Source organism: Deinococcus arboris, assembly GCF_009755355.1.
GTDB lineage: Bacteria > Deinococcota > Deinococci > Deinococcales > Deinococcaceae > Deinococcus > Deinococcus betulae.
The window spans coordinates 1-14769 of sequence record NZ_WQLB01000011.1 but is presented as its reverse complement, the minus strand read 5'-3'; the positions used below and the strand labels follow the sequence as shown (position 1 = coordinate 14769).

Sequence of the window (14769 nt, the reverse complement as noted above, 5' to 3'; positions counted from 1 at the left end):
GCTGACCCCACGCCCGCCACCCAGACCCCACAAGGAGTTCTTATGACTGCATCTCCCCGTTCAGACGCCCTGCTGGCCGCCGCCTTCGAGACCGAGGCGAGGCGCCTGCACCGCGAGTTCAGGACCCCCGGCGTCAGCCTCGCCCTGCTGCTGCCGGGCGGTGACTACTACGTGAATCTGGGCGTGACCAGCCTGGAGCATCCCCTGCCGGTGACCGAAGAGACCATTTTTCAGATCGGCAGCACCACCAAAACCCTGACCTCGCTCGTCTGTTCGACGCTGGTGGCCGAGGGCCGGCTGGACCTCGACCAACCGGTGCGGACGTACCTGCCAGAGTTCAGGCTGCAAGACGAACACGCCGCCGAGCACGCCACGGTGCGCGACCTGCTGACCCACCAGGGCGGCTGGCTGGGCGACCTCTTTGAGGACACCGGAGAAGGCGACGACGCCGTGGCGCGGGGGCTGGACAAGCTGGCCGAGTCGCCCCAGGTCGTGCCTCTGCGCGGCCACTGGAGTTACAACAATGCGGGGTTTTTTGTGGCTGGGCGCGTCATTGAGGTCGTGACCGGGCAAACCTTCGAGCAGGCCGTGACCGAGCGGATCTTCGTGCCGCTGGGCATGGACCACAGCTTCTTTTTCACCAACCAGATCATGACCCACCGCTTTGCCACCGGCCACAACAAGGTGGGCGAGGAATTCAGGGCGCAGCGGCCCTGGATGATGATGCGCTCGGCCGCCCCGGCTGGCAGCAGTTGCTCGTCAACCGCCGTGGACATGGCGAAGTACGCCCACTACCTCATGGACGGCACGGTGCCGCCGGCGCCAACCCCCGTGGACGAAGAGGCGCCGGAAAAAGAGTCAGCCCCCGCCGAGCCGCCCCTGGCCGCCGTGAGCCGCGAGAGCCTGTGGGCCGAGCGCCTGCCCATCGGCGCTGCGTTTAACGGCTTCCCCGGCGAGCGCGGATTCATTGGCCAGAGCTGGTTTGTGGACGAGTACGAGGGAACGACCATCCTCAGCCACGGCGGCACCACGCTGGGCCAGACCTCGGATTTCTGGGTCTCGCCAGACCGCAGGGTCGCGTTTATCAGCATGACCAACGCCAGCAACGGGCACGCCCTGAACCGCAAGCTCAGCGAGTGGGTCAAGCGCGAGGTGTTGGGCCTTACGGCCCCCGAACTGGACACCTATGAACACGAGGAGGCTGGCCTGGCCGACTTTGCAGGCGCCTACACCGCCGTTGGACAGCCCTACAAGCTCAATGCCGAGTCGCGGAGTGGGGCGCTGGTCCTCACCATTCCCGACACTGCGGCTGGGGGCTCACAGGACCTGAATGTGCGCTTTATCGGGCCCGACCGCGCCCTGGTTGCGGGCGGCGACGCGGACGGCCTCGGAATAGAGTTTTTGCGCAGCGGGGACGGCACAGTGGACTTCATGCGCTTTGGGGGGCGGCTGTATCCGCGCGACCAGGCGACGGACGCCCCGCAGGACACTGAGGTGGAGGGAACCACCAGCGCGGCCACACCCGAGTTGGCCTCTCAGCCGTGAACCGGGTCTGGGTGGCCGGGGGAACGGTGGTGGACGGCACCGGGGCGCCGGGCCGCCCGGCCGACCTGCTGATTGAGGGGGACCGCATTGTGCGTGTGGCCGAGCCGGGCGGCCCGGCGCCCGAAGACACACAGACAGTGGACGCCTCTGGCCTGGTCGTGGCGCCCGGATTCATTGATGTGATGAGCCACTCGATCTCTACCCTGCTGCGCGACGGCCTGAGCGTGGGCAAGGTGATGCAGGGCGTGACCACCGAGATCATGGGAGAGGGCTGGACGCCGGCACCCGCGATTCCTGGCGAGGCGCACGGGTTTCCGGTCCACGGGCTGCCGGGCGGCGATGAGAGCTGGGCTGAGCGCTCACGGGGCTGGGCGCGCTTCGGTGATTGGCTACGCGCCCAGGAAGAGGTCGGCGCGTCCGTGAACTTCGGGTCCTTTGTGGGCGGCGCGACGGTGCGCCAGTATGCCCGTGGCCACGCCGAGGGCCGCAGCAGCCCCGCCGAACTGGCCGAGATGCGCCGCGTGGTCCGCGAGGCGATGGAAGACGGCGCCTACGGCCTCGCCACCGCGCTGATCTATCCGCCCGGCTCCTTTGCAGACACTGACGAACTTGTGGCCCTGTGCGCGGAGGTGGCCGCCGCCCAGGGTATCTACGTGACCCACATGCGCTCTGAGGGCGAGGCCATTCTGGACGGCCTGGAAGAAGCCCTGGCCATCAGCGGGCGCAGTGGGGCGCGGCTTCACCTCTATCACCTCAAGGCCGCCGGGCAACCCGCCTGGCCGAAGATGGCCCAGGTGATTGCGCGGGTAAACGCTGAGCGCGCGGCGGGGCGCGACATCCACGCGGACCTGTATCTGTACACCGCTGGGGGCACAGGCCTGTCCTCGGTCACCCCGCCGTGGGCCAGTGAGGGGCGCGGCCGGGTCGCCCGCCTGCGCGACCCGGCAGAGCGGGCCCGGATTCGGCAGGCCATGCTGGCGCCGGACGGCAGCTGGGAGGCCCTGGGCCACCTGGCCGGGCCAACGGGCGTCTTTCCTGTGGGCCTGAGACACCCTGACCATCAGGCTTATATCGGGCGCTCGCTGGCAGAGGTGGCCGCCGCGCGCGGGCAGGACTGGATCGACACGGCCCTGGACCTGCTGGACGCCGAGGAAGACCGGGTTGGTAGTCTGTATCACCTGATGAGCGAGGCAAATATTGAGCGCCAACTGCGTGAGCCGTGGGTGATGCTGGGCTCCGACGCGGCGGGATACGACCCCGAAGACCGCTGGGACGGCGGCGTGGGCGGGCATCCGCGCGCCTTTGGCAACTTCGCGCGCCTGCTGGCCGTGTATGTGCGTGAGCGCGGCCTCCTGAGCCTGGAAGAAGCCGTCCACCGCATGACCGGCCTGCCCGCCGAGCACCTGCGCCTGACGGGCCGGGGAGAACTGCGGGAGGGCCACTTTGCCGACGTGGTGACCTTTGACCCACACACGGTGCGCGACCGCGCCACCTACGCGCAACCCGAGCAGCTTTCAGAAGGCGTGCGCGATGTGTGGGTCAATGGCGTGCGGGTGCTGCGGGAGGGGCAGCACACGCGGGCGCGGCCAGGCCGCCGGCTGTACGCGCCCGGCGCCCGGACGCCGGGGGCTTTGACGCTCGGGGATGTGGCCGCGCCGTGACCACCGTGAACGCGGCGCCGGGCCTGACCGCCGTCGAGCGCCTGCGCGCCGGGCTGGATACCTTTGGGACGCGGGACCAGACCATCGCGCGCTTTTTTATTGACCACGCCGAGGAGGTCCCCTTCCTGAGCGCCGGAGAAATCGCCGAGTCGCTGTCGGTCAGCGGCGCGGCCATCACCCGGTTCAGTCAGCGCGTCGGCTTCGAGGGCTACCCCCACCTGCAGCGCGTTATTCGCCAGGAGTTGCGCGCCACGCTGGGGATTCAGCAGCCGGGCCGGCAGGACGCGGTGGTCGCTGATTTCTGGCGGGGCGAGCGCAGCAACCTTGATGGCCTGGCCGCGCTTTCCGAGGAGCAGGTGCTGGGCCTCGTGCGGGCGCTGGTGGGGGCGCGGCACCTGTGGATTATCGGGGCGCGCGCCTCTCACGGCATGGCCCTGATTGCCGAGTCGCTGCTGGCCTCTTTCCGGCCGCATGTCCACGCCCACGCCGCCGATCTGTTGGCGAGCCGGCCTGAGCACCTGCTGGAGATGGGCGCGCAGGACGCCGCGCTGGTGTACACCATCCGGCGCTACAGCCGCGCCACCACGCGCGTGACCCGCGCCCTCCAGGCACAGGGGGTCCGCATTCTGCTCCTGACGGACCAGGGCGCCTCGCCGCTGGCTAAGACCGCTGACCACTGCCTGCGGCTGCCCACGCAAGGGTCAGAAGTGGTCGCTTCGGTGGCGCCCTTCGTGAGCCTGACCGGACTCATCGCCTCGCTCGTGGCGCGCGAGCTGGGCGGCGGCCATCTGGAAGCCGCCGAGCGGCTGAACGCGGCGTTCAGCGTGTACGAGTACTGAGCGCGGAACAGAGAGCTGTTGGTAGCCAGTCACGCAGCGAGTCAACTGTCTCATCTGGTTGACGACGTCTTCGTGTCATTTGCTTTCACCACTCCAGCCATCGCAGAGGCCTAAATCAACAAAGCTTAGAATCATGAGATTTCCATTGACTTAAAGACTCATTTTCTCAGGTGTCCTGTATATAGGGACATCTATTTTCCAGCACCTTGACGTTGTGAAGGGGTATGTTCCTAAGCCCACAGGCAACATTCAAGAACCTTTAAGATTCCGTTCTCATGTTGACTTGACGGCCAGCTGCCTATGATCGGTCCAGTTCCGACAACAGATTACTTTTGCCGCGCTGGCCGACCCTTTTTGTCGAGTCTAGTGCCGGCGCGTGGGTGTTGCGGTCCTACCCCAGGAGGATCACCATGAACGGACGTACCCTGACTTCTGCTCTTGCGCTTTCGTTGCTGCTCGCGGCCTGCGGTACCAGCACCGTCCCCCACGCCCCGGACACGGCGGCCGCCCCCTCGGCCGGCGCCCCCCTCCTGGGCACCAGCAATCCCGAAGCCATTCCTGGCCAGTACATCGTGGTCCTCCAGGACGACGCCGCCAACCTCACCGTTCAGGATGCCGGCGGCCTGATCAGCAGCCTGAACCTCGACCCCCAGGGCGTCACGGTCCAGCACCTCTACACCCAGACCATTCAGGGCTTTGCCGCCAAGCTCAGCGCCCAGAACTTGGCCACCCTCCAGGCCGACCCCCGCGTCAAGTACATCGAGCAGGACGGCCTGATGCACATGACCGCCACCCAGACCGGCGCCACCTGGGGCCTGGACCGCATTGACCAGCGCAATCTGCCCCTGAACGGCAGCTACGTCTACGACGCCACCGGCAGCGGCCTGAGGGCCTATATCATCGACACCGGGATTCGGACCACCCACACCAACTTTGGGGGGCGCGCAATCTGGGGCACGAACACCACGGGCGACGGCAACAACAGCGATTGCCAGGGGCATGGCACGCACGTGGCCGGCACGGTGGGCAGCAGCACCTACGGCGTGGCCAAAGGGGTGACGCTGGTGGCGGTGAAGGTGCTCAACTGCCAGGGGTCGGGCAGCAACTCGGGCGTGATTGCGGGCGTGAACTGGGCTGTGAGCAACAAGGGCAGCGCGACGGCCGTGGCGAACATGAGCCTGGGGGGCGGCTTTAGCCAGGCGGTGAATGACGCCGTGAACAGCGCCGCCAGCCGCAACCTGGTGATGGTGGTGGCCGCCGGCAACGAGAACCAGAACGCCTGCAACGTCTCCCCCGCCAGCGCCGCCAACGCCATTACTGTGGGCAGCACGACCCGCACGGACGCCCGCAGCAGCTTCTCTAACTACGGCTCGTGCGTGGACATCTTTGCCCCCGGCAGCGACATCACGAGCACCTGGAACACGAGCAACACGGCGACGAACACGATCAGCGGGACCAGCATGGCCAGCCCCCATGTGGCGGGGGCGGCGGTGCTGGAACTGGCCCTGGGGGCCAACAGCACGAGCAGCGTCACCAACGCGATCATCAGCAGCTCGACCCCCAATAAGGTCACGAACGCCGGGGCCGGCAGCCCCAACCGCCTCCTCTACACCCGCTGAGCCAGACTACACACAACACACTTGATCGAGGCCACCTGCAATTCAGGTGGCCTTCTTGCTTCTACAGAGGGCCGCGCGTCAGGTGGTCCGCAGTCCTTTATTCCAATTGAAAATCCACCGTGAGCTGGACGGTAAAGACGTGCGTTGAGGTGTAGGGCACACCAGCTTCCAGCGGCCCTGAGCGGGCGCGGCTGGCCCGCTGGGTGTCCTGACCCAACCACTCTTGCTGGAGGTTGACCGTGCTGACGGGCATCTCCCAGGTATCTGAAGCGTTCAGGACACCCACGACCCGGTGGCCTGCGGCCTGGGCAATCGCTTCTGCCCGTTGCCGGGCTCTTTGCATGGCCTTCGCCCCCAGGCGCAAACTGACCTCAAAGTCGTCGAAGATCCATTCCAACCGCTGAAGGTCCACGTGCTTTTGATCAGCCAGGACACCAAGAACCTGCGGGAGAAGTTCTGGTGCCGCTTCAACCACCAGAAGGAACCGAGCCTTTTGTTGCTTGGCCAGTAGTCCCGTCCGGTTACTGATCTCCACACCGCGCACTTGAATCTGCATCGGTGGGATTCCCACTGCCTGGAGCTGCCGGGTTACTTCCCGCACCTCCTTGACCCGTTCGGTGGCGGCAGTGCCCATCACGAGGGTTTCCCCAGCCACCTCCAGATACAGTTTCGCGCCGACTGCCGCTACGTCCTGCTGCTCTTTTTGTTGAATGCGCAGTACACCCATCTGTTCAGAATAAGAGCCTGACCCTTGCACCTGCGCTCAAAAATGGCGGTGCCCCATAGTCCATAACGTCTCTTTCGTGTTCTTGGTCATATGCCCCCACAGTGATGAACCAAGTCCATGCAGCCACTTGATCTGTCGTAGGGTGCAGGCCAGCCCTGACCCGGGAAGGAGGCGTGCCGTGAAGACTACCCAGCTGCTGACTGAATTTGAGGCGTTGACCCACCATGACCGCGTTCAGCGCATGGTGGCCATCGGCCGCCAACCTCTTGCCGACCGAGAAGTGCTGCTGGATGACTTGTCTCGGGGCGCGGTCTATGAGCGGCTCCTCGCCCTCTTTTCATGCTTTGGCAGTCGGGACGGGGGCCGGGCGGCTCAGGCCGTTCTGGACCCGTCCGAGCACGTTGCCGGTCCTGCCCGCCGACTCGTGGCGCTCCTCGGCACCGATGAGCAGATGCTGACTCTTTTGCCTCAGCTACCGCCTGCTGGGCAGCGGCAGTTGCTCATGGCCTGGCGCAAAGCGGGCCGATCTGCGGGGCCCGTTGACGAGTGGGTGCAGCGCACACTGGAGGAGGACCCGGCAGCGGCCCAACTGGCCTTACCCTACGCTTCCTCCGACCTGGTGCAGCAGTTGTTCCCAGCCCTGCTGGACGAGCCTGGCCTACAGCCGATGTGGCTGCGCGTCGCCCGCTGGCACCCGGTTGTGGCCGGCCAGGAACTCTTGCGGCGCGCACAGAATCTGTCTGAGCCCGCACCTCAGGTCACAGCCCAGGTGAACCTGCTGCTGCCGGTCCTGGCAAAACGCGACCTGGACCTCGGGCTGAACTTAGTTCAAGCCCTGGGGCGCACCACGCCGCTGGGCCACCTTCGCCTGCAGCACCTCGCTCTGGTGCGCCCGGAGGCGGTGGCCGAGCTGGTCCTCAGTTCCGAGGACAGTCCAGGGCCCCTGACCCTCACGCCCAGACTGCGCCACCTTCCTTACGATGTCGTGGCGGCCCTGCTGCGCCATCGCCCTGGCATCCTGCCCCATATTGAGCAGGCCTACGGCACCCTGCCGCCCGCTGCTCGCCAGAGATTGGCCTCGGTTGTTCTGGAGCAGTTGACAACCTCGGCCGGTGTGCTGCCCTTGCCCATCGCCCAGCACCTCCCCGCCGACCTGCGGATTCAAGAGGCGCGGCGACATGTTGACCTACCTACCTTGCAGACTCGGCCGACGCAGCGGTTGACCTATGCCGCTCTGCTGCCCTGGGGCGACGCCCGCGCCCTGCTGGACACGCCGCTCCGGTCGCCGGACCCAGACCTGCGTGCCCAGGCGCTGACCAGCCTCGCGTTCGCCGTGCGCTATGACCGTTTCCGGCAGACTGAGTTACTCGCCCTGCTGACCGCAAGGCGCCATGAGCAAGACCCGGTGCGCCTCGCCATGCTCAGCGGTTTGGCGGACCTACCACCCAGCCTCTGGCAGGTGAGCAGCCTGGACGCGCTGGGACAGGTGTTGCAAGTCGCCCTGGACGCCGCAGACCTGTCCCACCAGACGGCGCGGCAGGCCCTGCGTCTGATTCTCCGCCTCCTGCCCTTTCATCCCGAGTGGAGCGCGGCCTGGCTGGCCCGCTTTGTTCAGGCCAGGGGCCAGGTTCAGTTTGGACGTCTGGAGCGGCACCTGACCGCAGCGACTGCGCCGGGGGTGATGGCTGCCCTGCTGCCTGTTTTTCAGGCGTGGGCCACACGTGAACGGGAAGATCAGCTGCTGCAGGGGATTGAAAGCCTCGGCCGGTACATCCGAGGACAAGCCGATTTATTCGCTCTGCTTGAACAGCGTATCCGGCAGTCGAAGGAGCGGTGGATCCCACTGCGGGCCCTCAGCCTCCTGCAGGCCCACGAGCCGCAGCGCTTTGCCACCCTGGTGCCCCAACTCCTGCGCGAGGACGCCAGCTGGGCCACCCAGGCGGTGATCTACGACCATCTGCACCGGCAGCGGCAGGATCTGCTGACGCCTTTCCTGGGCCGCCGGGCGTTTGCAGGCCGGTTCAGTACGGGCAAGACCCGCATTGTCCTGCCGTTCATGACTGGCTTCACCCGCTGGACGCGGACGCAGCAGCAAACGTTTGCAGCCACGCTTATAGAAGTCATTCAGGACACGCAGCGTGGTCTGCCGGGCGTGTGGACGGCTCTGGGCCAACTGGCGGCTCTGCCGACCTCAGTGCCTCTGGACCGCCGCCCTGGCTTACTGGCGCGTCTGTCCAGGGCGCCAGGAGACGCTCAACTGGACCGGCTCACGGCGCTGGCCCAGTTGGACGCTTCCAACCCGGCGCTCCGGGACCGGGCGCTGAGATCGCTGGGGCAACTTGACGAGGCGCGGGGGGTGCCGGCGCTCCTCGCCGCCTTGGAGGATGACCGCGCCCGCATTGCTCTGTATGCCTTGCGGCGCCCGCTGCTGGCGATGGCGCCAGATCAGGCACTGGACCTGCTGCTGGGCGTCCCGCGCGAACGGGTGACGGTCTTCAAGGAGGTGGTGCGGTTGATCGGCGAGCTGCGTGGCGACCGTGCCTACCGCGCCCTGCTGGACTTCAGCACCGAAGACCTGCACCGTGACGTGCGGGTGGCGCTGCTGCGGGGCCTGTGGAACCATCTGGGTCAGGCTGAGACGTGGCCCGTGCTGCTGGCCGCCGCGCAGTCGGGGGATGTGGCCCTGAGCAGCGGCCTCGTCCGGCTGCCGGGTCAGGCGCTGACAGGTCACAGTGGCCGCGAGTACCTGGCCCTCGTGCAGGCCCTGCTGGGCCACCCAGACGCGACGGTTCGCCTGGCCACTCTGCACTTTCACCAGCCTCTGACAGACCCTGAGCGAATCCTCTTGCCTACTCTGTTGCAGCGCCTGACCTCTCCTTACTCGGAAGAAACGACCGCGGCTGCGGGGGTGATTTTCGCCTCCTACGGGACCCCGGATGCCCAGGCCATCGGCGAGGCCTTCCGGCAGCTCCTGCCAGACCGCCGCGCTCTGCAAGCCGCCCTTCAAGCCCTTCAGGCAGTGGCGGCGAGCAGCCCACACCGAACTGCCCCTCTAATCCAGGCAGTGCTAGAAGCATTGGCCACTGACTCGCTAACCCTGACCCTTCAGGTTCAGTTGGCGGTGGCGGCCGAACCCTGGCCCGCTCTGGGGGCGCGGCTCCAGCATTGGACCGAGCAGGGACAACTTCACGCCGAAGCGCTGATGGCGGGCGTGACTGCTCTCAAGCAGGTCCACCAGCGGCCGGACGTTGGCGCCGTGCCAGCCCTTCAGGCCGTCCTCCTCACTGGCAACGAGCTTGCTCGGCGTCTGGCGCTGGAGGTGCTGATCCTAGAGGCCGCTGCTCTGGGCGGCTGGACGGCCGAGCGATTGCGTCAGCTTCAGACTTACCGGGCTGATCCGTCCCCCCTGGTCGCGGGCGCCGCCCAGTTCACGCTGCCAGAAATGGAGCAGGCCACGACGTAACTGCGCACACATAGCGTCCAGACGTGAGCCGGCCTCTCCGATCCATCAAACCGGACCTGCGGTTGACCGCTCCAGAAGCGAGCAGACAGGTTCAAGCGTGTTGTAAATAAGCGAGGGACGGCGTATCAGCGGAGAAAGTCTGGCTTTCGGTTTAGGTGAGGGCTCTATAGCTCGGGCTGGTCTTCGCGCCGAGCCGACTCCCCTGCGTTATCTGGCGGGTGGTCAGGACCTGAGCCGGAAGTTGTCGTGGGGGGCTCATGCGATACCAGAGCCCTTTAAAGCCTTCTCCTGCGTGGGCAGCCCTTGCGGCATCATTCATGGCGCCTTGGGATAAACCAGACCATGAGATGTGTCGGGGCCGAGATGATGCGCAGGTCATTTCCTACCCCGGAGGTTCATCAATGTCCTATGCGTCCCGCGTCACCCTGCCCCTGCTGTGTCTCACCACGCTTCTCGCCTGCGGCCGTACGCCCGAGAGCGCCGACCCTTACGCCCTGTCGGTACTCAATGAAACGGCGGGCGCCCCGGCCACACCGTTTGAACCGGGACCCATTCCTGCAGACCAGACCCGCGTTCGGGTGTCATTCATTGGGGACGTCCCTAACCTGCCGTCTATTGGGGTGAGGAGTGTCTTCCTGTGCAGCACGACATGTACAGCCACCGGAGTCAGTGGTGGCGTCCTGGCCGGCGATGACGGCACTGGCCGGGGCAAGCTCTTCAGTGACGTTACGTTGCCTCCCAGTCGCATTGACCGGATCATCGTGCAGCCCGACCCGGCCGCCGGTCAGCCTGTGGCGTTCCGTACCCTTCGATTGGCCCAGCCGATCACCCTGCAAGCGGGCGAGCGTCAGGAAATCTTCCTGAGCCTTAGCACCGTCCGGCCTGGCGACGCCAGCAGCTTGGAAGTGACCTATCTGGGGACGGCGCCGCTGCCCCCAACGGCCGGTTCGGTGGTCGCCTACCGCCCGGACCGGGCGATGGCCTGGCCCGCTGGCAGCCCGATGGGCCTGGCGATGGCGGCGGGCAGCCTGAAAGAGGCGCAGCTGTTTGGCATGGAACTGATCGACACAGGCGGGATTGTGCCGCGTGTGGCGGTGTGGCCTGCCCTGAAAACTCAGGACCCCATGACAGTCACCCTCAAGGTCAACCGGGACCGCATTGCTAAGGGCCTGACAGCAGCGGACTACAAGGTGCAACTGGCCGACAAGACGACGCCCGCAGTGACTATGAACGGGGACACGCTGACTTTTCAGGCCAAGGATCTCAGCGGCGCTCAGGTGTACACCGACCGGAGTGTCATCGAAACCAGCAGCGGAGAGCGGATCGCCCTGCCGGGCAAGACCCTGAATGCTGCGTCCATCTCGGCGCAGGACACGTCCGCCTGCAAAAACAGCCTGACGGCCCGCCGGGCAGAATACGAGCAGTATTTCGCGGACGGGACGGACGCCATTCGCATTTTTGACTGCGAGAACGTCGCGCCCTACGTGCACATCGTGTTGATTGACCGCTCCAACCGTGGCCGCACCGTGGACCTTCCGGTGACACCCAGCGTGGATTACCCCGGCAAGTATGTGCTGCGCCCGATCACGTCTCACGGCACAGGCGCGGTGGTGGCCATCAACGGCTTTACCTGGGACGGCGACAAAGGGACGTACATGGGCACGGGGTACGGCACGCCGCTGGGCACGCTGATTACGGCGGGCACGGCGCGCAAGAAAACCTCGACGACCGAAGCCATCCTGGGCTTCCAGATGCAGCCGGCCGACCGCTCGAAAGGCACGTCCGCTGAGTTTTTCGTCGGCGCTAGCACATCGCTGAATTTCGGCACGCACAACTACAACGTGATCGGCTCGACCACATCGGTCATTCGCAACGGCGCCTGCAACCCTAACCTCGACACCACGAGCGTTAACCGCTGGAGCGCGGTGGGCATCGGCCTCAACCGCATGGCGTTGGTGTCATCCACAAGCAGCGGGACTTCGTCGCCGAGGGACCTGTGCAGTGTGTTTGAAGGCCTGGGCTACTTAAGCGGCGCCATTCGCCTGGACGGAGGCCCGTCGGCGGCTATGGCCTGGTTGGGCCAGCACATCAATCCGCTGACGGGGTCGGATTACTACGCTTTCGGCAATGCGCGCAACATCCTCAACGCCCTCGTCTGGAAATGACAGGGTTCCGCTGAGGCTCTGTCACGTTCAGATGAACGGTGCGACGAGACCCAGAGCGGTTGAATCTAACGGTCTTCGGCCACTTTGAATCGATGAAGTACAGCAGACAGCGGCGGCCACAGTATGGCCGCCGCTGTCGCTGTGTTGCAGTTGTTATCGGGTCAGCGGGCCAAACTGCTGGGCGAAAGGCGAGCCCTGCTGTACATCCCAGTCGAGGCGCCAGTCGAACGCTCCACGGAGACCAGGAAAACGACTGTTCGCCTGAGAGAACGTATTGACCGCCGAACCGATGGTCCAGTAGTTGGCCAGCCCTGGATTCACGCCAAAGCCCACCACCACATGGTCTGCCCCCAGCAGATTGACCCACGTTTGCAGGTTGCTCTGCAGGTAAGCTGGGTCATTCAACTGCGGCCCGTCGTAATACTGCGGCGCGCAGTAATCAAGTGCACCAGCCGTCAGCATGGCTTTGCAGAACTGCTGATCGGCGGTATTCCATGGCGCAGGCGGCGCAGTGATGAGGAAGCCGGGATGCCGGCGCTTCAATTCCTGGCCAATCCAGATCATTTCACTGGTGTTCGGCGCCGCGTCGCCCTCGAAGGTGTTGAAGTCTAAGCCATCAAAGCCGCCCCAAGCCTGATAGAGCTTGTCCACACTGTTGACAAAAGTGGTCGAGACGGCGCGGGTGGTAAACCGGATGGCGTTTCCGGCGCCGCCCACCGAAAGCAGCACCTTGCGCTTCTGAGTGGAGCGGACGTACTGGAGATCTGCCGTCCAATTCGTCCAGGCGCCGCTGCCATTGGGCGGTGGATCAAACTTGAGGGTGCCGGCCGGCTGCCCTGGCGCGTTCGTCGCTGCAAAGAGGTAAATCAGGGTGTAGTTAGGGTGAATCTCCCGAAGCCTTGGGGCGCTCGGCGCAAAGGTGGCGTAATACGTGCCCAGCACCTTATTCCCGGAAGACGGCCCGCTGCAGGTGGTGGGCTGCCAGTACCAGGTGCTGATGGTGGGATCGGTCTTATCGCTGCCCCCCGCCGTCGCGTTGACGAGCTTGTAGTACCGGCCATTGGCGGGGTACAGGACGGTGGTGCCCAGGGTGTAGGTCGTGTTGGCCTGCCAGGTTTGAAAGGTGCAGGCAGCGGCCTGCGCCGACAGAGCCGCGCGCTGCAGCGCTACGCCGCTTGCCAAGGGTGGTTGGCTGCTGCACGCCGCGACGCCAGCGCTCAGGAGAAGGGCAGAAACAAGGTGGGGGAGCGAACGCATCTTTATCTCCATCATGGGCCAGCTGCTGGGCAGGTCAAGTACCTCCCCCGGTCCTGGCGACTCATACGGACTCTGGTTCAATTGTTCACAGAAGCGATTTAACCCGAGCACAGCGAGAAGGAGAACAACGGGTTCCGGGCGTGGAGCGGACACATCGGGAAAGGACTGATGTGTCCGCGAAACAGACGGAATCCGTATCAGCAGGTCAGATTATTGCCCGTAGGAACACCCAGCCGCCCGGCAAAATCCGTGTAGTAGCGGCCACGGTTCAGCATGCCCTCGCGTCCGGGCCCGCCGTTGCATTCAATGCCCCCGTTGATCGCGCGGATCGTTTCACCGAAGCCCGCCCCGCTCACCATGGCGTCGTGGGGCGTGCGGGCGGCCTGCGCCCGCTGAGTCATCCAGTACCACAGCGCCGTTTTCCAGGCCACAGCCGAGTCCGTGGCCACAAGGTCCGGATTGTTCAGCAGATCGATGCCCAGGGCCGCGCCGGCCGTGCGGTAGTTGTAGTCCCAGGACAGCTGCATCGGCCCGCGACCGTAATACTGCTTGCCGCCGCAGTTGCCCGACGAGCAGTAGCTGTTCCAGTTGGCCTGATTGATTTCCCGGATGTAGACCAGGGCGCCGGTTTCCTGATTGACGTTGGCCAGGAACGCGGCGGCTTCCTGCTTCCGAACCGTGTCGCTGCCAGTGTTCGCGAAGGCAGGATAAGCCTGCATGGCCGTGGTCAGCCCAGCGTAGGTGTAGAAGGAATTGCGGTTGGGAAACATCTGGTTGAACAGGGCTTCAGACACCACAAAGCCGCCAGACGAGGGAGGAGGTGTGGTGCTGCAGGTGGTGGGCTGCCAGTACCAGGTGCTGATGGTAGGGTCGGTGCCGTCACTGCCGTTGCTGCCGACGTTGACCAGCTTGTAATACTGGCCGTTGCCTGGGTAACGCACGACCGTGCCCAGCGTGTAGTTCACGCCCCGAGTCCAGGTAGTCGCGCTGCAAGTGGCTGGGGGTGGCGTTGTCGGCGGGGGGGTGGTGGGAGGCGGCGTGGTGCTGCCACAGCTGCTAATCAGCGTCCAAGGCTGCCCGCTGCTGGCGGGGCCGTTCCGGGAGGCGGGCGAGTCACCCTGCGTCCAAAAGTTGGCCCGGTAGGCCTTTCCACTAGCGGTGACGGTGTCGCCCTGAACATAGGTGGCGCTGGACGACCAAACCGCGCAGGTGACGGCCTGGGCAGTGAGGTTCGTCGGGGTGGATGGTGCAGCGCCGCAGGCCATAAGGGCTACCCCTAACGCCGTGGTGAAAAGGACTCGTGTAGACCAGTGGTGGGCAACTGAACGACTTGGCATAGGGCATTCCTCCAGAAAAACGGCTAGGGCTCGGCTGAAGCCGATGAACGCAGCGCCCAGATGAAGCGGCGGCCGAAGACGGACTGATTTGAGGCCGTTACGGTAACATTTTTCTTAGCCGGAGGCAAGTTGGAAAATTATTTCCACTTGGCCTTT

General features: G+C 65.3%; 9 protein-coding genes and 1 pseudogene. 6 read left to right on the top strand and 4 right to left on the bottom strand.

All coding sequences use genetic code 11. From position 1 onward, the window contains the following. Positions 1 to 42: 42 nt before the first annotated feature. The 4 genes from GO986_RS09880 (at position 43) to GO986_RS09865 (ending at position 5664) form a co-directional block, all read left to right on the top strand. A complete protein-coding gene (locus GO986_RS09880) occupies positions 43 to 1545 on the top strand; it encodes a serine hydrolase domain-containing protein (protein WP_157459134.1) in 1503 nt (500 codons plus the stop codon). Further along, on the top strand, positions 1542 to 3206 hold the full coding sequence (locus GO986_RS09875) for an N-acyl-D-amino-acid deacylase family protein (RefSeq protein WP_369409278.1): 1665 nt from the start codon (positions 1542 to 1544) through the stop codon (positions 3204 to 3206). The genes GO986_RS09880 and GO986_RS09875 overlap by 4 nt, the downstream gene beginning before the upstream one ends. Further along, positions 3203 to 4045 (top strand): MurR/RpiR family transcriptional regulator, encoded by an 843-nt coding sequence (locus tag GO986_RS09870; protein WP_369409276.1) that lies wholly within the window; start codon positions 3203 to 3205, stop codon positions 4043 to 4045. Before GO986_RS09875 ends, GO986_RS09870 begins: the two co-directional genes overlap by 4 nt. A 410-nt stretch (positions 4046 to 4455) precedes the next feature. Further along, positions 4456 to 5664 (top strand): S8 family peptidase, encoded by a 1209-nt coding sequence (locus GO986_RS09865; protein ID WP_157459133.1) that lies wholly within the window; start codon positions 4456 to 4458, stop codon positions 5662 to 5664. Positions 5665 to 5761: 97 nt separating this feature from the next. On the opposite strand, the gene GO986_RS09860 is transcribed toward GO986_RS09865, so the two are convergent. Further along, a complete protein-coding gene (locus GO986_RS09860; RefSeq protein ID WP_157459132.1) occupies positions 5762 to 6391 on the bottom strand; it encodes an SIMPL domain-containing protein in 630 nt (209 codons plus the stop codon). Positions 6392 to 6569: 178 nt separating this feature from the next. On the opposite strand from GO986_RS09860, the gene GO986_RS09855 reads away from it, so the two are divergent. Further along, complete coding sequence (locus tag GO986_RS09855) at positions 6570 to 9854, top strand: hypothetical protein (protein ID WP_157459131.1); 3285 nt, start codon at positions 6570 to 6572, stop codon at positions 9852 to 9854. 401 nt (positions 9855 to 10255) lie between these two features. Next, a complete protein-coding gene (locus tag GO986_RS09850; RefSeq protein WP_198170572.1) occupies positions 10256 to 12019 on the top strand; it encodes a phosphodiester glycosidase family protein in 1764 nt (587 codons plus the stop codon). A gap of 153 nt (positions 12020 to 12172) precedes the next feature. Here GO986_RS09850 and GO986_RS09845 read toward each other — a convergent pair whose 3' ends face one another. The 3 genes and pseudogenes from GO986_RS09845 to GO986_RS23425 all read right to left on the bottom strand — a co-directional run. Beyond that, the gene (locus GO986_RS09845; protein ID WP_198170570.1) at positions 12173 to 13201 is read right to left on the bottom strand and encodes a glycosyl hydrolase family 18 protein; all 1029 of its coding nucleotides are present in this window, start codon (positions 13199 to 13201) and stop codon (positions 12173 to 12175) included. 272 nt (positions 13202 to 13473) lie between these two features. Next, positions 13474 to 14241: a chitinase gene (locus GO986_RS23220; RefSeq protein WP_198170568.1), complete on the bottom strand. Its 768-nt coding sequence runs from the start codon at positions 14239 to 14241 to the stop codon at positions 13474 to 13476. A gap of 114 nt (positions 14242 to 14355) precedes the next feature. Continuing rightward, positions 14356 to 14541: pseudogene (locus tag GO986_RS23425) on the bottom strand (carbohydrate-binding protein); the annotation flags it as partial. Between the last annotated feature and the right edge of the window lie 228 nt (positions 14542 to 14769).